Origin of the sequence: Denitraticella aggregata (genome assembly GCF_048158365.1) — a bacterium.
Taxonomy (GTDB): Bacteria; Pseudomonadota; Gammaproteobacteria; order Burkholderiales; family Rhodocyclaceae; genus Azoarcus_F.
The window spans coordinates 76,150-96,525 of record NZ_JBLLNL010000008.1 but is presented as its reverse complement, the minus strand read 5'-3'; the positions used below and the strand labels follow the sequence as shown (position 1 = coordinate 96,525).

The following is a 20,376-nucleotide window of genomic DNA, read 5'->3' as shown; positions in this document are numbered from 1 at the left end:
TCAATAAGTGTCCAGATCGATGTCGATCGCGAGGGAGCGGATTTCCTTCACCAACACGTTGAACGACTCCGGCATGCCGGCATCGATCCTGTGTTCACCCTTCACGATGTTCTCGTAGACCTTGGTACGACCGGTGACATCGTCCGACTTCACGGTCAGCATCTCCTGCAGCGTGTAGGCGGCGCCATAGGCCTCGAGCGCCCAGACCTCCATCTCCCCGAAACGCTGTCCGCCGAACTGCGCCTTGCCGCCCAAAGGCTGCTGGGTGACCAGCGAATAAGGGCCGGTGGAACGGGCATGCATCTTGTCATCGACCAGATGGTGCAGCTTGAGCACATGCTTGTAGCCGACCGTCACCTTGCGATCGAAGGCGTCCCCGGTGCGTCCGTCATAGAGCGTGACCTGGCCGCTGGGGTCCAGCCCCGCCAGCTCGAACATCGCCTCGATCTCGGACTCGTTCGCACCGTCGAACACCGGCGTCGCGAACGGCACGCCATGCTTCAGATTGGACGCGAGTTCGATGATCTCGGCGTCGGTCATGGAGTCCAGATCCTCTTTCTTGCCGCTGCCGTTGTAGATCTTGTCGAGCATCGCACGGACTTCGGACACCGCGGCATTGCGACGCAGCATCTCGTCGATCCGCTGCCCCAGCGCCTTCGCGGCACGCCCGAGATGTGTCTCCAGAATCTGACCGATGTTCATCCGCGACGGCACGCCGAGCGGGTTCAACGCGATATCGACCGGAGTGCCATCGGCCATGTAGGGCATGTCCTCGACCGGCACGATGCGCGAAACCACGCCCTTGTTGCCATGACGACCGGCCATCTTGTCGCCCGGCTGCAGGCGACGCTTGACCGCGAGGTGGACCTTGACCATCTTCTGCACACCCGGGGGCAACTCATCGCCCTGGGTGAGCTTCTTCTTCTTGATCTCGAAGGCGAGCTCGAAATCCTTGCGGGTCTTCTCCAGGCCTTCGCGAATCGCTTCGAGCTGAGCCGCGATCCCCTCGTCCGCCATGCGGATGTCGAACCAGTGGTACTGCTCGAGCGAATCCAGATAGGCTTCGCTGACTTCGGTCCCCTTGGCGAGCTTGCGCGGACCGCCATTGACCTTCTGCCCGACGATCAACCGGCGCATACGCGCGAACGCATCGCGCTCGACGATACGCATCTGATCGGCCAGATCGGTCTTGAAGCTGCGCAACATGTCGTCGATGATCGACTGCGCGCGCTTGTCACGCTCGATGCCCTCACGCGTGAACACCTGCACGTCGATGACCGTGCCGACCATGCCGGACGGCACCCGCAACGAAGTGTCCTTCACGTCGGAGGCCTTCTCGCCGAAGATCGCACGCAACAGCTTCTCTTCCGGGGTCAGCTGGGTCTCGCCCTTGGGCGTGACCTTGCCGACCAGCACGTCGCCCGCCTCGACCTCCGCACCGATGTACACGATGCCCGAGTCGTCCAGACGCGACATCTGGGCTTCGCCCAGCGACGCGATATCCCGGGTGATCTCCTCGGGGCCGAGCTTGGTGTCGCGCGCGACGACCGTCAATTCCTCGATGTGGATGGACGTGAAACGATCGTCGGCCACCACGCGCTCGGAGATCAGGATCGAATCCTCGAAGTTGTAGCCGTTCCACGGCATGAACGCGACCAGCATGTTCTGTCCGACCGCCAGTTCGCCGAGGTCAGTCGACGCACCGTCCGCGATCACGTCACCACTGCCGATCAGATCGCCGACCTTCACGATCGGACGCTGGTTGATGTTGGTGTTCTGGTTCGAGCGCGTGTACTTGATCAGGTTGTAGATGTCGACACCGACCTCGCCCGCCAGAGTCTCGTCGTCATTGACCCGGACCACGATCCGGTTGGCATCGGCATAGTCGACCACACCACCCCGTCGCGCACGCACTGCGGTACCCGAATCGACCGCGACGGTGCGTTCGATTCCGGTGCCGACCAGCGGCTTCTCGGGACGCAGGCACGGGACCGCCTGGCGCTGCATGTTGGCGCCCATCAGCGCACGGTTTGCGTCGTCATGCTCGAGAAACGGAATCAGCGAGGCGGCGACCGACACGATCTGGCCCGGCGCGACGTCCATGTACTGGATCTGGTCGGTCGTCGACAGCGTGAATTCGCCCTTGAAACGACACGACACCAGATCGCCGACCAGTCGGCCGCTTTCGTCCATGTCGGCATTCGCCTGCGCGATCACGTAATGCCCTTCCTCGATCGCGGACAGATAATCTATCTGGTCGGTCACGACGCCGTCGACGACCTTGCGATACGGTGTCTCGAGGAAACCATAGCGATTGGTGCGCGCATACACGGCGAGCGAGTTGATCAGGCCGATGTTCGGGCCTTCGGGCGTTTCGATCGGGCAGACGCGCCCGTAATGGGTCGGATGCACGTCGCGCACCTCGAATCCGGCGCGCTCGCGCGTCAGACCGCCCGGGCCGAGTGCCGACACGCGGCGCTTGTGCGTGATCTCCGACAGTGGGTTGGTCTGATCCATGAACTGAGACAACTGGCTGGACCCGAAGAACTCCTTGATCGCGGCCGAGATCGGCTTCGCGTTGATCAGGTCGTGAGGCATCAGGTTGTCGGATTCGGCCTGCGACAGGCGCTCCTTGACCGCGCGCTCGACCCGGACCAGACCTGCACGGAACTGGTTCTCGGCCAGTTCACCGACCGAACGGACGCGACGGTTACCGAGGTGATCGATGTCGTCGATCTCGCCGCGGCCATTGCGCAATTCGACCAGCACCCCAATGACTGCAAGGATGTCCTCGTTCGACAGCGTTCCAGGACCCTCTTCGTCGAACTTGCCGACCCGCTCATAGAAGCGCTTGAGCCAACCCGGCGAGCGATCGTCGACCGTCTCCGGATAGGCACGCCGGTTGAACTTCATGCGCCCCACGCCGGAGAGGTCGTACCGCTCCTCGGCGTAGAACAGTCCCTGGAACAAGGCCTCGACCGCATCCTCGGTCGGCGGCTCGCCCGGACGCATCATCCGGTAGATCGCGACCCGAGCCGCCCACTGGTCGGCGGTCTCGTCGATTCGCAGCGTCTGCGAGATGTATCCGCCGCGATCGAGATCGTTGATGTACAGCACCTGGAAATCCGCGATGCCGGCAATACGCATTTTCGCGAGAAGGTCCTCGGTGATCTCGTCGTTGGCGCGCGCCAGCAACTCTCCGGTTTCGGGATCGGCGATGTTGCGTGCGATCACGCGTCCCAGCAGAAAGTCTTCCGGAACCTCGATCATCCGCACGCCAGCCTGATCCATCTCGCGAATATGCTTCGCTGTGATCCGCTTGTCGCGCGCAACGATGACCTTGCCGCTGCCGTCCGCAATGTCGAAACGCGCCACCTCTCCACGCAGGCGTTCGGGCACGACCTCGAATCCGATGGTCTCGCCGTTCAGGCGGAACGCGTCGAAATCATGGAAAGCCTCGAGAATGTCCTCCGGGGACATGCCGATCGCGCGCAGCAGGATGCTGACCGGCATCTTGCGCCGGCGATCCACACGGAAGAACAGGCAGTCCTTAGGGTCGAACTCGAAATCGAGCCACGAACCACGGTACGGAATCACGCGCGCCGAGAACAGCAGCTTGCCCGACGAATGCGTCTTACCCCGGTCGTGATCGAAGAACACGCCCGGGGAACGGTGCAACTGGGACACAATGACCCGCTCGGTACCGTTGATCACGAATGAACCCGTGGTGGTCATGAGCGGAATCTCGCCCATGTACACTTCCTGCTCCTTCACTTCCTTGATCGTTTCCTTCGGCGCGTCGCGATCCATGATCACCAGACGAACGCGCGCCCGCAGGGGCGCCGCAAAGGTCAGGCCGCGCTGCTGACATTCCTTTACATCGAAGGCGGGTTCGCCCAGCATGTATTGAACGAACTCGAGCCTGGCATTGCCGCTGTGACTGACGATCGGGAAGATCGACGTGAAGGCCGCCTGCAGCCCCTCGTTCAACCTGACCTCCGGCGGGGTATCCGCCTGCAGGAAGGAGATGAAGGAATCGATCTGGGTTGCGAGCAGGAAAGGCACGTTCCGCACGGCGGTGCGCTTGGCAAAACTCTTGCGAATACGTTTCTTTTCGGTGTAGGAATACGCCATGGATGCTCCGAGTAGAGGTCAGACGTCAAAGAGACAGAACACAGCGCCCCACGCGAAATGGGATCGAAGCGGCTGGTACATCGTACGCTGAGTTATGTCCATTTGCTGTTACAAAGCACGAAAGGGCCGGCGTCCCGAAGGTCGCCAGCCCCGAACAAAACCAAGGACTTACTTGATCTCGACCTTGGCGCCGGCGTCTTCGAGTTGCTTCTTGAGCGCCTCGGCGTCAGCCTTGGAAACAGCTTCCTTGACTGCCTTCGGAGCGCCATCGACCAGGTCCTTGGCTTCCTTGAGGCCCAGGCCGGTTGCGGCACGGACGACTTTGATCGCCTCGACCTTCTTCTCGCCGGGAGCCAGCAGGATCACGTCGAACTCGGTCTTCTCTTCCACGGCGGCAGCTTCGCCACCGGCGGCGGCCGGAGCGGCCACTGCAACAGCGGCGGCGGCCGACACGCCGAACTTCTCTTCCATGTCCTTGATGAGCTGAGACAGCTCGAGCACGGTCATGTTGCCAATTGCTTCCAGAATTTCGTCTTTGGACACAGCCATTTCTTACTCCTGAATCATGTAAACACCTTCGCGAGAAGGTGAATCTAGGGAATTACGCAGTCTCTTTGGAATCGCGCAGTGCGGCCACGGTACGAACAAACTTGCCCGGAACTTCGTTGAGCGTCTGAACGAACTTGACCACCGGCGCCTGCATCGTCCCCAACAACGTGGCAAGCAGTTCCTCGCGGCTCGGCATCGATGCCAACGCCTTGACGCCATCGGCGTCCATGACGTAGTTCGGCATCGCACCGCCCTTGATCACCAGCTTGTCATGGGTCTTGGCGAAATTCTGCAGCACTTTCGCGGAAGCCACCGGATCCTTGGAAATTCCATAGATCAGCGGTCCCACCAGCTGCGTAGCCAGACCCTCGAACGGCGTGCCTTCTACGGCACGGCGAACGAGCGTGTTTTTGAGGACGCGCAGGAACACACCGGACGAACGCGCCTGAGCGCGCAGAGCGGTGATATGCCCGACTTCGAGACCACGGTACTCAGCGACGATCACGGCCTGGGCGCTCGCCAGTTCGGCGGACACTTCGGCAACGACTGCCTTCTTGTCATCAAGATTGAGACCCAAGGTCATCTCCCTTCAGTGAAACGTCTGCGCAGACACCGTTTCGGGCATCATTGCAGACAACCAAGGCGACCGTCTTCAGGAGCAAGGCTCATGTTCGGGGACATGCTGAACCGAAATCCTGTTTCGGGATACGCCATCTGCGTTGGGTTGGTTCATCGCGAACCTGAATTAAGGTCGGTCCGGTCACCCTGTGAAACGAGCTGCCCGAATCTTCCCCCAACGGTCTTTGACAACCTGCCGCCCCTGCGGGGCGACAGCCCAAAGTTCCAGAGCGGCATACGCCGCCCGGTAAATCAAACTGCCGAAATGCTGCCCGGCTCGACCTTCACACCCGTGCCCATGGTGCTCGACACCGCGACGCGGCGCAGGTACACGCCCTTGGACGCGGCCGGCTTGGCCTTGACCAATGCGTCGATGATCGCACCCGCGTTTTGCTGCAGGGCCTCGATGCTGAAAGATGCACGACCGATCGTCGCATGGATGATGCCCGCCTTGTCGGTGCGGTACTGCACCTGACCGGCCTTGGCATTCTTGACCGCGGTCTCCACGTCCATCGTCACGGTACCGACTTTCGGGTTGGGCATCAGGCCACGAGGACCGAGGATCTGGCCGAGCTGACCGACGACGCGCATCGCATCGGGGGTGGCGATACACAGATCGAAGTTGATATTGCCCGCCTTCACCTCCGCCGCAAGGTCATCGAAACCGACCACGTCCGCACCGGCCGCACGGGCCAACTCGGCCTTGTCGCCCTGCGCGAACACCGCGACACGCACACTCTTGCCGGTTCCAGCCGGCAGCACGACCGAACCACGCACCAGCTGGTCCGATTTGCGTGCATCCACACCGAGGTTCACGGAGATGTCGATCGACTCGTCGAACTTGGCGGTCGCACATTCCTTGACCAGCGTCAGCGCTTCGACCACGGGATAGACGCGATTGCGATCCACTTTGGCGCGCAGCGCCTGCACACGCTTCGAAATCTTGGCCATGATCAGAGGCCCTCCACGGTGATACCCATGCTGCGGGCGGAACCCGCAATGGTCTTGACGGCCGCTTCCAGATCCGTGGCGGTGAGATCCGGCATCTTGGTCTTCGCAATCTCCTCGACCTGGGCACGCGTGATGCTGCCGACCTTGTCGGTATGCGGCTTCGGCGAGCCCTTCGTGATCTTGGCCGCCTTCTTGATCAGGATGGACGCCGGCGGCGTCTTCATGATGAAGGTGAAGCTCTTGTCCGCAAACGCAGTAATGACCACCGGAATCGGCAGGCCCGGCTCGAGACCCTGGGTCTTGGCGTTGAAGGCCTTGCAGAATTCCATGATGTTCAGGCCGCGCTGACCGAGCGCCGGACCGATCGGGGGGCTTGGGTTGGCTTTACCAGCTGGCACCTGCAGCTTGATGTAGCCGATGATTTTCTTTGCCATCTAGGCTGACTCCTATGGTGAGTACAAGCGCGCCGGACGGTATCGACGCTCCTCGAGACCCGGAAGATCCGGGCATTCGCCCCTTGCAGGGCACTGACCGATCAGGTCTTCTCGACCTGACCGAAATCCAGTTCGACTGGCGTCGCGCGACCGAAGATGGTCACCGACACCCGCAATTTGCTCTTGTCGTAGTTGACGTCTTCCACGGCTCCATGGAAGTCGGTGAAGGGACCTTCCTTCACACGCACCACCTCGCCCAGTTCCCACAAGACCTTGGGACGCGGCTTCTCCACGCCCTCCTGCATCTGGTGCATGATCTTCTCGACTTCCTTCTCGGAAATCGGCGTCGGCTTGTTCGCGGAACCGCCGACGAACCCGGTGACCTTGGGCGTCGACTTCACCAGGTGCCAGCTCTCGTCGTTCATATCCATTTCGACAAGCACATAACCCGGGAAGAACTTGCGTTCGGTGATGCTCTTCTGGCCGCCTTTCATCTCGACGACCTCTTCCACCGGCACGAGAATCTGGCCGAACGCATCCTGCATCCCGGCGCGGCTGACCCGCTCCACCAAAGCCCGCTGAACGGACTTCTCGAAGCCTGAATAGGCATGCACCACGTACCAGCGCTTCGTCATGATCACTTCCAACCCAGAACGAGGTCGTACAACACCCACTCGAGACCCTTGTCGGTCAGCCAGAGGAAGATTGCTATCACGACCACGAATGCAAAGACCATTCCGGTCATCTGAACCGTCTCTTTCCGGGTCGGCCAGACGACCTTGCGGGTTTCGACGATCGCTTCACGCGCGAAGGCAACGAATCGCTGACCCAACTCGGTCCGCCAGGCGACGGCCACCGCGACGCCGACACCAATCAGCACCGACAGCACGCGCACGACCAGCGCCATTTCGGAAAGAGCGTAAAAGCCGGCTATCCCGGCCCCGACCAGGGCAAGAGCCAGTGCAAGCTTTATCTTATCGGCCATCGACTTATTGAGATCCGGAAAAGAGTGGCAGGGGCAGAGGGAATCGAACCCCCAACCTTCGGTTTTGGAGACCGACGCTCTGCCAGTTGAGCTATACCCCTGCGGCAGAACTACGAGGGCGCCCTCTTGCGGAGGACGCCCGTCCCCGAGCGATTACCCTTGCAGGCGCAATTACTCGATGACCTTGGCAACGACACCGGCGCCGACGGTACGACCGCCTTCGCGGATCGCAAAACGCAGACCTTCTTCCATCGCGATCGGCGCGATCAGCTTCACCGTGATCGACACGTTGTCGCCCGGCATCACCATCTCCGTGCCTTCCGGCAGCGAGATCGAACCGGTCACATCCGTCGTGCGGAAGTAGAACTGCGGACGGTAGTTGTTGAAGAACGGCGTGTGACGGCCGCCCTCTTCCTTGCTCAGCACATACACCTCACCCGTGAAGTGCGTGTGCGGCTTGATCGAACCCGGCTTGCACAGCACCTGGCCGCGCTCGACGTCTTCACGCTTGGTGCCGCGCAGCAGCACACCCACGTTGTCGCCCGCCTGACCCTGATCGAGCAGCTTGCGGAACATCTCCACGCCCGTGCAGGTGGTCTTGACCGTCGGCTTGATCCCGACGATCTCGATTTCTTCACCGACCTTCACGATCCCGCGCTCGACACGACCAGTCACCACCGTACCACGGCCCGAGATCGAGAACACGTCTTCGATCGGCAGCAGAAACGGCTTGTCGATCGCACGCTCGGGCGTCGGAATGTAGCTGTCCAGCGCAGCGGCCAGCTCAAGGATCGCCGGCTCGCCGATCGGGCTCTGGTCGCCCTCGAGCGCCTTCAGCGCCGAACCCTTGATGATCGGAATGTCGTCGCCCGGAAAATCGTACTTGGACAGCAGCTCGCGCACTTCCATCTCGACCAGCTCGAGCAGCTCCTCATCGTCGACCATGTCGCACTTGTTCAGAAACACGATGATGTACGGCACGCCGACCTGGCGGGCCAGCAGAATGTGCTCGCGCGTCTGCGGCATCGGGCCGTCCGCGGCCGAGCACACCAGGATCGCACCGTCCATCTGCGCTGCACCCGTGATCATGTTCTTCACGTAGTCCGCGTGACCCGGGCAATCCACGTGCGCATAGTGGCGGCTCTCGGTCTCGTACTCCACGTGCGCCGTGTTGATCGTGATCCCGCGCGCCTTCTCTTCCGGCGCCGCGTCGATCTGGTCGTACGCCTTCGCCTCGCCCCCGAACTTCTTCGACAGAATCGTCGTGATCGCCGCCGTCAAAGTCGTCTTGCCATGGTCAACGTGACCGATCGTGCCCACGTTTACGTGCGGCTTCGTCCGCTCAAACTTGCCTTTAGCCATATCACCACCTTTAGTTCAGTTCAGAAAATCCGGATCAAAGTCACTTCGACAATCGCGCGCAGCGAGACCTGCGAAATAGTGGTGCCCATGACGTGGATTGAACACGTGGCCTCTCCCTTACCAAGGGAGTGCTCTACCACTGAGCTACATGGGCTCCGAAATCGTTCATGCCTGGCCTGGAGCGGGTGAAGGGAATCGAACCCTCGTCGTAAGCTTGGAAGGCTTCTGCTCTACCATTGAGCTACACCCGCGTACAACGCAGACGACCCGCTTCATGCCCGCTGCGAGGCCAGCCAAACACCGGACAACTGGCGAAGCTTGGTGGAGGGGGAAGGATTCGAACCTTCGAAGGCTGAGCCGTCAGATTTACAGTCTGATCCCGTTGACCGCTTGGGTACCCCTCCAAGCGAGAAGCGCCGCACTATAGAGCGTAGCGAGAATAATGTCAAATATTACGGCAAAAATGTTGGGGCCGTTACGAGCGCATCGCCGCGGTCCAGCGCCGGAACCCCTGCGGCCTCATCTGGTGTAGGCTGTCCGCAGAATACAGCCTGCACGGAGACATGGCCATGAATGCGCGACCGAGACATCGCCCCCTGCCGGACGACTTCATCGCTGCGCTGACCCAGGCCTTCGGCGGGCGTTTCAGCACAGCCGAGGCGGTGCGTGCGCATCACGGACATGACGAGTCCCACTTTCCGGACGCCCTGCCCGATGCCGTGGTCTGGCCGCACTCCACGTCGGATGTGGTCACGATCGTGAAGGCCTGCCGCGAACATCGCGTGCCGATCATCCCGTATGGCGCCGGCAGCTCGCTCGAGGGCCATATCCTCGCCCTGCATGGGGGCATCAGTGTCGATTTCTCCGAGATGAACAAGGTGCTGGCGGTACGCGGGGAAGACCTGGACGCAGTCGTTCAACCCGGCGTCACGCGCAAGCAGCTGAACACCGAACTGCACGGAAGCGGTCTGTTCTTCCCGATCGACCCCGGCGCCGATGCGAGCCTCGGGGGCATGACCGCCACACGGGCATCCGGCACCAACGCGGTGCGATACGGCACGATGCGCGACAACGTGCTCGCGCTGGAAGTGGTCATGGCCGATGGCCGCGTCATCCGCACCGGCAGTCGCGCGCGCAAATCGTCGGCAGGCTACGACCTGACCCGATTGATGGTCGGTTCGGAAGGGACGCTGGGGCTGATCACCGAAATCACGGTGCGACTCCACCCCTTGCCCGAAGCGATCTCGGCTGCCGTCTGTGCGTTTCCCGATGTCGATCGGGCCGTTCGCACCGTGATCGAGACGATACAGCTCGGCGTGCCGATCGCGCGCATCGAACTGCTCGACAGGCTCACGGTGCAGGCGATCAACCGGTACAGCAAGACCACGCTCGAAGAGGCTCCGATGCTTTTCTTCGAGTTTCACGGCTCGCCCGCCAGCGTCGAGGAGCAGGCACGCACGGTGCAAACACTGGCAATGGACAACGGCGGCGCGAACTTCGAATGGACGAGCCGCCCGGAGGATCGCAGCCGCCTGTGGCAGGCGCGTCACGACACCTATTTTGCCTGCCTGAACCTGCGCCCCGGCTCGCGCGGCCTCACCACCGACGTCTGTGTGCCGATCTCGCGTCTGGCCGACTGCATCGCCGGAACGCGACAGGACATCGAGGCCAGCGGCCTGATCGCACCGATCGTCGGCCATGTCGGGGACGGTAACTTCCACACGCTGATTCTGGTAAAGCCGGACGACGAAGCAGAACTCGAGCGGGCCGAGGCCCTCAACCGCAGCATCGTGGCGAGGGCACTCGCGATGGATGGCACCTGCACCGGCGAGCACGGCATCGGCTGCGGCAAACAGAACTTCCTCATCGACGAACATGGGCAGGCCGCCGTCGACACGATGCGCGCGCTCAAATGCGCGCTGGATCCGGACGATCTGCTCAATCCCGGCAAGATCATCAAGGCGCCGTGAACCTTGAGCGCCTCAGGGTATCCATGTATTTGACCGCATCGACAGATTGGCTTCGCTCGCTGTGCAGCCGGCAGAGTGGGAAGGCGCGATCTCGTACCCTGTGGCGCGCGCTTCACACGGCAGAACAGAGTCCGCCCACGAGGCGGATGGCATGCAAAGCCCGATCCAAGCTTTGACTGAAAGGAGCCGCAACATGGCAACAGCCGACCCCAGCACCCCCGCTCCCGTTCGCACCGCCACGCTGGAGGACAAGTACCTGATCTCCGGTCGTGTCTTCATGACCGGCTATCAGGCGCTGGTGCGACTGTTGATGATTCAGCGCGAACGCGACCAGAGCGCCGGTCTGAACACGGCCGGGTTCGTGTCGGGCTATCGCGGTTCTCCGCTGGGCGGGCTCGATCAGACCCTGTGGAAGGCAAGAGATCACCTCGCCGATCACCAGATCGTGTTCCAGCCCGGCGTAAATGAAGACCTCGCCGCCACGGCGGTGTGGGGTTCGCAACAGGTGAATCTGTCACCGCATGCAAAATACGATGGCGTGTTCGCGATGTGGTATGGCAAGGGACCGGGCGTGGACCGATGCGGCGACGTGTTCAGACATGGCAATGCCGCGGGCAGCTCACGCCACGGCGGTGTGCTGGTGATCGCGGGCGACGATCATGCGGCCAAGTCATCGACGCTACCCCATCAGACCGACCACTTCTTCAAGGCCATGATGATGCCGGTGCTCGCGCCGGCCGGCGTGCAGGAGTACATCGACCTGGGCGTGCATGGTTATGCTCTGTCGCGCTACTCCGGCTGCTGGGTGGCGTTCAAGGCGCTGGCCGACACGGTCGAAACGTCCGCCTCGGTCGATGTCGCGCCGAATCGGGTCGAGGTGCAGATTCCGACCGACTTCGCGTTGCCCGACGACGGCCTGAACCTTCGCTGGCCGGACCCTCCGCTGATCCAGGAAAAACGGCTGCTCAACCAGAAACTGTATGCCGCGCTGGCCTACTGTCGTGCGAATCAGCTGAATCGAATCGTCATCGACTCCCCGCTGCCACGCCTGGGCATCATCACGTCCGGAAAGTCCTATCTCGATGTCCGCCAGGCCCTGGACGACCTCGGAATCGACGACGCGCTCGCGGCCGAAATCGGCATCCGGCTCTACAAGGTCGCCATGGTCTGGCCACTGGAGGCGGACGGCGTGCGCCATTTCGCCGAGGGCCTGGACGAAATCCTGGTGATCGAGGAAAAGCGCCAGCTGCTCGAATATCAGCTCAAGGAGGAACTCTACAACTGGCGCGAGGACGTGCGACCGCGCGTGATCGGCAAATTCGACGAAAAGGGCGAATGGGCACGCATCCAGCAGGCCGACGGCACCATAGACCATGGACAGTGGCTGTTGCCGGCGGCCGGCGAGCTGACCCCGGCGATGATCGCGCGGGTCATCGCGGCGCGCGTCGGCCGCTTTTTCACGTCCGACCGGATCAAGGCACGCCTGACCTTTCTCGAGGCCAAGGAGAAAGCCCTGTCCCAGCGCATCTTCTCGGTCGATCGCGTCCCGACCTTCTGCTCCGGCTGCCCGCACAACACCTCGACCCGCGTGCCGGAGGGCAGCCGCGCCGTGGCCGGCATCGGCTGTCACTACATGGTGACCTGGATGCCCGACCGGCGTACCGGCACCTTCACGCAGATGGGCGGTGAGGGCGTGCCCTGGGTCGGTCAGGCGCCGTTCACCAGCGAACAGCACATCTTCGCGAATCTCGGTGACGGAACCTACTTTCACTCGGGCCTGCTGGCGATTCGCCAGTCGGTCGCGGCCCGCGTGAACATCACGTACAAGATTCTGTTCAACGATGCGGTCGCAATGACCGGCGGACAGCCGGTCGAGGGTGAACTCACCGTGCCGAAGGTCGTGCGCCAGTTGCAGGCCGAGGGGGTCGGCAACATCATCGTGGTCACCGACGGCACCGAACGCAACTATGGGCCCGCCGACATCGCGCACGTTCCGATCCGCCATCGCGACGAACTCGATGCGATCCAGCGCGACCTGCGCGCTTCGCCCGGGGTGACCGCGCTGATCTACGACCAGACCTGTGCCGCCGAAAAACGGCGTCGGCGCAAACGGGGGCTCTACCCGGACCCGGCGCGTCGGGTCTTCATCAATGAGGCGGTTTGCGAAGGCTGCGGAGACTGTGGCCACGCGAGCAACTGCATGTCGATCGTACCGGTCGAGACCGAGTTCGGCCGCAAGCGCCAGATCGACCAGTCTTCCTGCAACAAGGACTATTCCTGCCTGAACGGATTCTGCCCGAGCTTCGTGACCATCGAAGGCGGCCAGCTGCGCAAGGGCAAGGCGGTCGCCGCCGACGAGTCGATGTTCGACGAATTGCCGGTGCCCGTCCTGCCGAGCCTGAACGAGCCCTTCGGAATCATGGTGACCGGCGTCGGCGGCACCGGCGTGGTCACCATCGGCGCATTGATCGGCATGGGTGCGCATCTCGACGGAAGGGGGGTCACCGTGCTGGACATGACCGGTCTGGCACAGAAGGGCGGTTCGGTCTTCAGCCACATCCGGATCGCGAACCAGCCCGAGGATCTGCATGCGGTGCGCATCGCCGCCGGGGAGGCGGACGCCGTGATCGGGGGCGATGTCATCGTCACCGCGAGCACCGAGGCGCTCGCGAAGATGGCCCCGGGGCGCACCCGGGTGGTTGTCAACAACGCCGAGACACCCACGTCGGACTTCACGCGCAACCCCGACTGGCAGTTTCCGCTCGACAAGATGGTGAAGACCATTCGCGATGCGGTGGGCGGCGGCGCTGTTGACGACTCCCCAATCGACGTGCTGGACGCGCAGCAGATTGCCACCGCGCTGATGGGCGACGCCATTGCGACGAACCTGTTCCTGCTCGGCTATGCGTGGCAAAGAGGCCTGGTACCGGTCAGCCACGACGGGCTGATGCGGGCGATCGAACTGAACGGCGTCGCGATCGACATGAACAGGAAAGCCTTCCTGTGGGGGCGACGTGCCGCCCATGCGCCCGACAAGGTGGAACGCTTCACCCGTCCGGCCGAAATAGTCCCGATCCGGGCGATCGATCTGGATGACATCGTCGCGAAGCGCGTCGACCTGCTGACCGCCTATCAGGACAAGGCCTATGCTGCACGCTATAGGGCGCTGGTGGTCAAGGTGCGCGAAGCGGAACTGCAAGTCACCGGCAATGCCGGTTCGGCACGCCTGACCGAAGCGGTCGCGCGCAATTATTGCAGACTGCTCGCGTACAAGGACGAGTACGAGGTCGCGCGCCTGTATTCCGACCCCGGCTTCTGGAAGCGGATCGAGGACACCTTCGAAGGCGAATTCACGGTCCGGTTCCATCTTGCACCTCCGCTGATCTCCAGGCTGGATCCGCAGACCGGACGGATCCCCAAGAAGGCCTTCGGCCCTGCCATGAAGCGGGTCTTCGGCGTGCTCGCGAGGCTGAAGGGCCTGCGCGGCACCCGCTGGGACCTGTTCGGACGGACCGAGGAACGACGCATGGAACGCGCACTCATCGCGCAGTACGAACAGCACATCACCGAGATTCTGGAGGGTCTGAGTTTCCTGAAGTTGCCGCTCGCGGTCGAACTGGCCTCGCTGCCGGACGGCATTCGCGGCTTCGGTCATATCAAGGAACGCAGTGCGCAAAAGGTCGAGCGGGAACGCGAGCGCCTGCTGGCTGCCTGGCGGGCACCACAGGCACAGCCCGAGACGACCGCGCTGAAACGTGCGTGAGCGATGCGGCCCGACCCGGTCCCGACCGAAAGACCCGGTTCACCCTCCCCGCGTCGCTGAAGGCACTGCTCGCACAGGTCGCAGGCTGGGCCATCGTGATCCTGCTGCTCGGCATCGGGGCGATCCCACCGAAGCCCTGGACAATCGTGCTGCTACAGGCACCGATCACGATGACTGCCGCAATCGTCATGCGCAGCGAACGCTGGTGGCTGATCATCCATCTGGTCTTCTCACCGCTGCTGCTGGCGGCTCACGGACTCGGCATCGCCGCCGGCTGGTATCTTGCCGGTCTGGTCGCGCTGATCCTGGTCTATTGGAACAGCTTTGCGACCCGCGTACCGCTGTTCCTGTCCAACCGCCAGACCAGCGCGGCGGTCGCCGGGCTGTTGCCGCAAAACCGCGCTTTACGCGTGCTCGACATCGGCAGCGGAACGGGGTCGTTCCTGATGGCGCTCGCGCACCTGCGTCCCGACTGTCAGCTGGTCGGCATCGAATCCGCGCCGGCCCCCTGGCTGATCAGCCTCGTCCGCTCACGCCGCGACCGCAACGTCCGGATCCTGCGTCGGGATTTCTTCTCTGAGTCCTGGGCGCAGTACGATCTGATCTATGCCTTTCTGTCGCCGGTGCCGATGTCGGCCGTGTGGGCCAAGGCCAGGCGGGAACTGCGCCCGGGCGCCATGCTGGTCAGCAACAGTTTTCCGGTCTCCGAGACCACGCCGGCCCGCGTGATCGACGTCGGAGACCAGCGCGCAACGAGGCTGTTCGTCTATGTGCAGCCTGACCGTCCGGGTTGAGCCGCGTGCTGCGATCGTCGGAATTGGCGGAATAAACGTCGTGTGTTTCGTCCATGCGATCGATGATTCGACGGCATAATCTCTTCGACTGGCGGACGACCGAGGCAATCCAGGAATCGAACAATGGCTGAAATAATCTGCGTCATCGGGAACAAGGGCGGGACCGGAAAGACCACCCTGTCCCACATGCTTTGTCAGGGGCTGGGTTTGCTCGGACACCGTTCGGCCTGCGTGCTGACCGACACGTCGCGGGAACCCCTGAAACCCGAGGGCCGACGCTACATCACCGCCGACGCGAGGACCCGCGAATCGCTGACCAAGGTCGTGGACAAGCTACGGACGCTGGACAGCTGGATCGGGGTCATCGACGGGGGCGGCAACCGCACCGAGATGGACCGCAAGCTTTACGCACTGTCCGATATCGTGCTGCTCCCGTTTCGCGAGTCGCACGAGGACATCCGCACCGTGGTGCGCGACCTCGAGATGTTTCCGCGCGCCTACGCGGTGCCGTCGCAATGGCCGACCAATCCATGGCAGCGCGATGCGGCCGATCGAAGTGTGCTGCAGATGATGCGCCCCTATCGCCACCGCATCCTGAACCCGGTCAACTCACTGTCTGCCAGCAAGCTGCTGCTGCAGAAGACCATCCCGGATCAGTTGCCCACGCCGCTGGCGAACGCGTGCCGTGCGCTGGGTCGACAGATTCTGGAAGTGCTCGAGATCGACCATGACGATATCCTGGACATCGGTGATGAACACGCCGCGTTGAACCCCGACGTGCGGCTGTCCGCGGAAGAGATGCCGTTGCGCCTCGCGGTGGCGACGCGCCGCGACTGACACGCAGCGCACACCGGTGCCATGTCAGACGGTATTGCCCTTCTTCGACAGAGCCACCAGCACCTGGGCGCGATTGCGTACGTTCATCGCCCGAAAGATCGCCGACATGTGCACCTTGACCGTACCCTCGGACAGGGTCAGCAGATCGGCGATCTCCCGGTTCGTCTTGCCCTGTCCCAGCAGCTCCACCACCCGGGTCTGGGCCGCGGTCAATCCATAACATTCGCTCACTGACTGATTCGGCCGCCGCTTGTCGCCCGTAGTCGCGATATCGGGGGCGTAGATCCCGCCGTTGAGAACCGTTCTGACCGCCTCGCGCAGCACATCACCCGGGCTTGCCTTGGACACGAACCCGGACGCGCCCGCCCGCATCGCGCGCCGAACCGACGCGACGTCATCGAGGGCCGACACCACGACCGCCGGCACATCGGGAAATCTCTTGGCCATCACGCCCAGCAGGGAAAAACCGTTCAGATCGGGCAACATCAGATCGACCACCGCCAGATCCCAGTCGGGACTCTGCTCGAGGCAGGCGAGCGCCTGCTCCGAATCGGACACTTCGACACACTCGACACCCTGCTGCAGACGTGCGAGCGTCTGAGCCATTGCTTCGCGCACCAGCGCGTGATCCTCGACGATCAGAATTCTCGTCATTCAGCCCCCCTGAAGGCATGCGACCGGAAACCGACAACGATACGATGATATCAGCATAAGCTGGGCATGCCCAGCTTCGAGACCGCGCGCGACGTCGAGCCTGCCGTGTCGGATCGGAAACGCGATGCCTGACGCACCCCCGGCCGGATCCCGCTCTGCGACAATGATAGCGCGACCGATCGATCGCCGAGACACGCGGTCCACCGCCTGTCGGAAGCGAGAGGGTTTTTTCATGATCCGAACGCGATTCATCGCCCCGGGCAGGGGCCAAACAGTGGAAAATTCGCCGTCCGGACACGCGCCTCAGATGCTCGTCCGTTCGGTCGCCGCGACCGGAGGAGCCGGACTCGATCCGTCCGTCACACTTGCCGAAAATGGAATGCTGAAGAATCGATGAAGCGGTGCTGCGGCCGATGGCCAGCCCTTTTCCTGCTGATGTTCTGGCTGATTCCGGGCCCCGCATCCACCGCGCTGTCCGGCGATGCAGACATCCTGATCGTCAGCAGCGAAACCGGCGGTGCGTATGAGGCGGTCGTCACGGCCTTGCGCGAAGGTCTGGCCGCCCAACACCCTCGGACAACGATAGACTCGATCCAGGCCGATGCCTTCGATGGGTTGCAACCGACGGACGCGCGGATCGTCGTCACCGTCGGTTCGGTCGCCGCGAAGGCGGTGCGGCAGCATGCTCCGCCGGTTCCGGTGCTGAACGCATTCATCCCGCGAGACAGCTATCTCGCGCTTGGACAGAAGCATCCGGCTCCCGAACAGGTCAGCGCCATCTTCATGGATCAGCCGGTAGCCCGGCAGATCGCGCTGATCGCCGAGGCCCTGCCGGACTGGCGGATACTGGCCTTGATCTACGGCCCGGGCACCAGCGCGCTGGCAAGCGAGATCACCGTTGCCGCGCAGCGCGACGGTTTTGACGTTCGTGCCACTCCGATCGACAGTGACCGGGAGCTGTACCAGGCAATGCAGCGGACCCTGTCGCAGCCCGCCGTCCTGATCGCTGTACCCGACCGGAGTGTTTACAACAGCCACACCATCCAGAACATCCTGCTGACGTCCTATCGCTACCGTTCGCCGCTGATCGGCTTTTCGCCCGCTTACGTCCGGGCCGGCGCGTTGCTGGCGATCTACGCCACTCCGGAACAGATCGGCAAGCAGGCCGCCGACGCGGTCAGCGACGTGTTGAACGGGCTGGCATTGCCGCCTCCCGCCTACCCGGTTCGCTTCGAAGTCGACATCAATGCCACGGTGGGACGTTCACTGAGCATCAGGCTCGATTCGGCGGAAGAGATCGCCCAGAGGATCCGAGATCGGGAGGCACGACGGTGATCGACAGCTGGGGAATCCGCTCACGCGTCATCCTGGTGGCCGTGCTGCCGATGCTGGTCCTTGCGCTGCTGCTGACCAGTTTCTACACCACGGCACGGCTGGCCGATCTGGACAAGGCCTTTCACGCGCGTGGCCAGGCTTTCGCCCGCCAGCTCGTCGCCGCCAGTGAATACGCGGTCTTCTCCGGCAACAGGGAGTCGTTGCAGCAGCTCACCAATGCAATCCTGACCGAGGACGGCGTGAGCAGCGTGACCGTGGTCAGCCGGCAGGGCGTACCGCTGGCGCGCAGCGGTAGCGCCCGCAGCCTGACACCCGAAGAACTGGAACGCGCCTATGACTTTTGGATGCAGGTCGATGGCAGCGTCCTGCGCATCGTGGAGCCCATCATCCCGAGTCGTCTCGAACTGGATGAGGATCTGTCCACGATCCCGGCCGGCCGGCCCGATGCCGCCGCCGAACGTCCGATTCTTGGCTTCGTGGTGCTGGAATTGTCCCGGCAGCAGCTCGACGCAAGACGCGACGAACTGCGGCGCACCGGCGTCATGACGATCCTGCTCGTTCTGATGGGCACGCTGATGCTCGCGCTCAGCATGAGTCGCGGGGTGACCGGCCCGATCAGGCAGGTGGCGGCAACGGTCAAGCGGATCGGGCTCGGGGGATTCGACGAACGCGTCCCCATCGTCGGTGGCGGAAGCCTTCGCTCCCTGGCCGAGGGCGTCAACGACATGGCGGCCGAACTGGCGAGCATGCATGAGGACATGAACGCCCGCATCGACGAAGCGACCGCGGCCTTGCGCGCACGCAAGGAAGAAGCCGAGTTCGCAAATACATCCAAGTCACGTTTTCTTGCGGCAGCCAGTCATGATCTGCGCCAACCCATGCATGCGCTCGGCCTGTTCATCGCGGAGCTCTCGCAGCAGACGCTCGATCAACGCTCTGCCCATCTGGTCCATCAGATCTCGGCCTCGGCCGAGGCCATGGAAGATCTCCTCGACAGCCTGCTCGACATCTCCAAGCTGGACGCCGGCATCCTGCAACCGGACATCCAGCCCTTCGAACTGCAACCCATCTTCAATCGGATCGAAGCCTCGCTGAAACCGGTCGCAAGCGAGCTCGGACTCGGTCTGAAGCTACGACCCACGCGTGCGTGTGTGATCAGCGATCCGGTCATGCTCGAGCGCATCCTGACCAATCTTGTCAGCAACGCGGTGCGACATACGCGCACCGGACGCATATTGGTCGCGTGTCGCAGACGCGCAGACCGGATTCGAATCGAGGTCCGCGACACCGGCGTCGGCATTCCACAGGAAGCCCGTGCAATCATCTTCCAGGAGTTCGTGCAGTTGAACAATCCGGAGCGAAACCGGGAAAAAGGTCTCGGACTCGGCCTCGCCATCGTGCGCCGGCTCACCGACCTGCTGACGCATCCGCTCTACCTGGAATCCACACCGGGGCACGGGTCGCTGTTCGCGCTCGAAGTTCCGGCCTGCTCCGCCGAAGGAACGCCGACCGGCCGCACAGCCGACCAGCGACGCGAACCCGGCGATCTGGTCGGACTGCACCTGGCCGTCATCGACGACGATCCGCTGGCCCGCACGGCCATTCGGAGCCTGCTCACGTCCTGGGGCTGCGAGGTCACGGCCACGGCAGATGCAAACAGCCTGATGCCGGCGTTGAGCGAACGCGACCCACCCGACATCGTCATCATCGACCTCAGGCTCGGCAACGAGACGGCGGGACTCGAGGCGATCGACACGCTGCGACAACGTTACGGCGCCGACCTGCCGGTAGCGCTGATCACCGGCAACACCGCGCCCGATTCGCTGGATGCCGCACGGCTTGCAGCGTTGCCGCTGCTGCACAAGCCGGTCAGGCCCGCACGCTTGCGCGCACTGCTGAACCGGATCAGTTCCCGAGCAGACGAATGAGCGGCCGCCTGCCCGGGTGTCGGACCACTGCAGGGTCCTGCCAAGGCTTCGACCTGTGCGGC

15 protein-coding genes and 4 tRNA genes are annotated in these 20,376 nt (G+C 63.0%); 6 read left to right on the top strand and 13 right to left on the bottom strand.

Annotated elements, in window-relative coordinates; genetic code table 11:
- From rpoB to ACKVEX_RS11180, 12 genes are all read right to left on the bottom strand, one after another.
- Positions 1-4,134, bottom strand: a complete 4,134-nt coding sequence (rpoB, locus tag ACKVEX_RS11235; RefSeq protein WP_473215817.1) for a DNA-directed RNA polymerase subunit beta — start codon at positions 4,132-4,134, stop codon at positions 1-3.
- 168 nt (positions 4,135-4,302) lie between these two features.
- A complete protein-coding gene (gene rplL / locus ACKVEX_RS11230) occupies positions 4,303-4,683 on the bottom strand; it encodes a 50S ribosomal protein L7/L12 (protein ID WP_473215816.1) in 381 nt (126 codons plus the stop codon).
- Between the two features lie 52 nt (positions 4,684-4,735).
- A complete protein-coding gene (gene rplJ, locus ACKVEX_RS11225; protein ID WP_473215815.1) occupies positions 4,736-5,260 on the bottom strand; it encodes a 50S ribosomal protein L10 in 525 nt (174 codons plus the stop codon).
- A gap of 293 nt (positions 5,261-5,553) precedes the next feature.
- Positions 5,554-6,252 (bottom strand): 50S ribosomal protein L1, encoded by a 699-nt coding sequence (rplA, locus tag ACKVEX_RS11220; protein ID WP_473215814.1) that lies wholly within the window; start codon positions 6,250-6,252, stop codon positions 5,554-5,556.
- 2 nt (positions 6,253-6,254) lie between these two features.
- On the bottom strand, positions 6,255-6,686 hold the full coding sequence (gene rplK / locus ACKVEX_RS11215; RefSeq protein ID WP_473215813.1) for a 50S ribosomal protein L11: 432 nt from the start codon (positions 6,684-6,686) through the stop codon (positions 6,255-6,257).
- 101 nt (positions 6,687-6,787) lie between these two features.
- Positions 6,788-7,321 (bottom strand): transcription termination/antitermination protein NusG, encoded by a 534-nt coding sequence (gene nusG, locus ACKVEX_RS11210; RefSeq protein WP_473215812.1) that lies wholly within the window; start codon positions 7,319-7,321, stop codon positions 6,788-6,790.
- A 2-nt stretch (positions 7,322-7,323) separates the two neighbouring features.
- Positions 7,324-7,671, bottom strand: a complete 348-nt coding sequence (gene secE / locus ACKVEX_RS11205) for a preprotein translocase subunit SecE (RefSeq protein ID WP_473215811.1) — start codon at positions 7,669-7,671, stop codon at positions 7,324-7,326.
- A 25-nt stretch (positions 7,672-7,696) separates the two neighbouring features.
- Positions 7,697-7,772 (bottom strand) — tRNA-Trp (locus ACKVEX_RS11200).
- 70 nt (positions 7,773-7,842) lie between these two features.
- A complete protein-coding gene (gene tuf, locus ACKVEX_RS11195; RefSeq protein ID WP_473215810.1) occupies positions 7,843-9,033 on the bottom strand; it encodes an elongation factor Tu in 1,191 nt (396 codons plus the stop codon).
- A 79-nt stretch (positions 9,034-9,112) separates the two neighbouring features.
- Positions 9,113-9,187: transfer RNA gene (locus tag ACKVEX_RS11190), tRNA-Thr, on the bottom strand.
- Positions 9,188-9,210: 23 nt separating this feature from the next.
- Positions 9,211-9,284: transfer RNA gene (locus ACKVEX_RS11185), tRNA-Gly, on the bottom strand.
- 68 nt (positions 9,285-9,352) lie between these two features.
- A tRNA-Tyr gene (locus ACKVEX_RS11180) sits at positions 9,353-9,437 on the bottom strand.
- A gap of 165 nt (positions 9,438-9,602) precedes the next feature.
- Here ACKVEX_RS11180 and ACKVEX_RS11175 point away from each other — a divergent pair.
- The 4 genes from ACKVEX_RS11175 (at position 9,603) to ACKVEX_RS11160 (ending at position 16,397) form a co-directional block, all read left to right on the top strand.
- Positions 9,603-11,003, top strand: a complete 1,401-nt coding sequence (locus ACKVEX_RS11175) for an FAD-binding oxidoreductase (RefSeq protein ID WP_473215809.1) — start codon at positions 9,603-9,605, stop codon at positions 11,001-11,003.
- Between the two features lie 193 nt (positions 11,004-11,196).
- Complete coding sequence (locus tag ACKVEX_RS11170; RefSeq protein WP_473215808.1) at positions 11,197-14,766, top strand: indolepyruvate ferredoxin oxidoreductase family protein; 3,570 nt, start codon at positions 11,197-11,199, stop codon at positions 14,764-14,766.
- Positions 14,763-15,560, top strand: a complete 798-nt coding sequence (locus tag ACKVEX_RS11165) for a class I SAM-dependent methyltransferase (protein ID WP_473215807.1) — start codon at positions 14,763-14,765, stop codon at positions 15,558-15,560. The genes ACKVEX_RS11170 and ACKVEX_RS11165 overlap by 4 nt, the downstream gene beginning before the upstream one ends.
- Before the next feature lie 123 nt (positions 15,561-15,683).
- On the top strand, positions 15,684-16,397 hold the full coding sequence (locus tag ACKVEX_RS11160; RefSeq protein WP_473215806.1) for a nucleotide-binding protein: 714 nt from the start codon (positions 15,684-15,686) through the stop codon (positions 16,395-16,397).
- A 24-nt stretch (positions 16,398-16,421) separates the two neighbouring features.
- Here the strand turns inward: ACKVEX_RS11160 and ACKVEX_RS11155 are convergent, their stop codons facing one another.
- Positions 16,422-17,051 carry a response regulator transcription factor gene (locus tag ACKVEX_RS11155; protein WP_473215805.1) on the bottom strand — a complete coding sequence of 210 codons (630 nt, stop codon included), beginning with the start codon at positions 17,049-17,051 and terminating at the stop codon, positions 16,422-16,424.
- 543 nt (positions 17,052-17,594) lie between these two features.
- On the opposite strand from ACKVEX_RS11155, the gene ACKVEX_RS11150 reads away from it, so the two are divergent.
- Together ACKVEX_RS11150 and ACKVEX_RS11145 are read left to right on the top strand one after the other, a co-directional pair.
- Positions 17,595-18,386, top strand: coding sequence for an ABC transporter substrate-binding protein (locus tag ACKVEX_RS11150; RefSeq protein ID WP_473215804.1), 792 nt, complete (start codon positions 17,595-17,597; stop codon positions 18,384-18,386).
- Positions 18,383-20,314 carry a hybrid sensor histidine kinase/response regulator gene (locus tag ACKVEX_RS11145; RefSeq protein WP_473215803.1) on the top strand — a complete coding sequence of 644 codons (1,932 nt, stop codon included), beginning with the start codon at positions 18,383-18,385 and terminating at the stop codon, positions 20,312-20,314. The genes ACKVEX_RS11150 and ACKVEX_RS11145 overlap by 4 nt, the downstream gene beginning before the upstream one ends.
- Positions 20,315-20,376 lie beyond the last annotated feature (62 nt).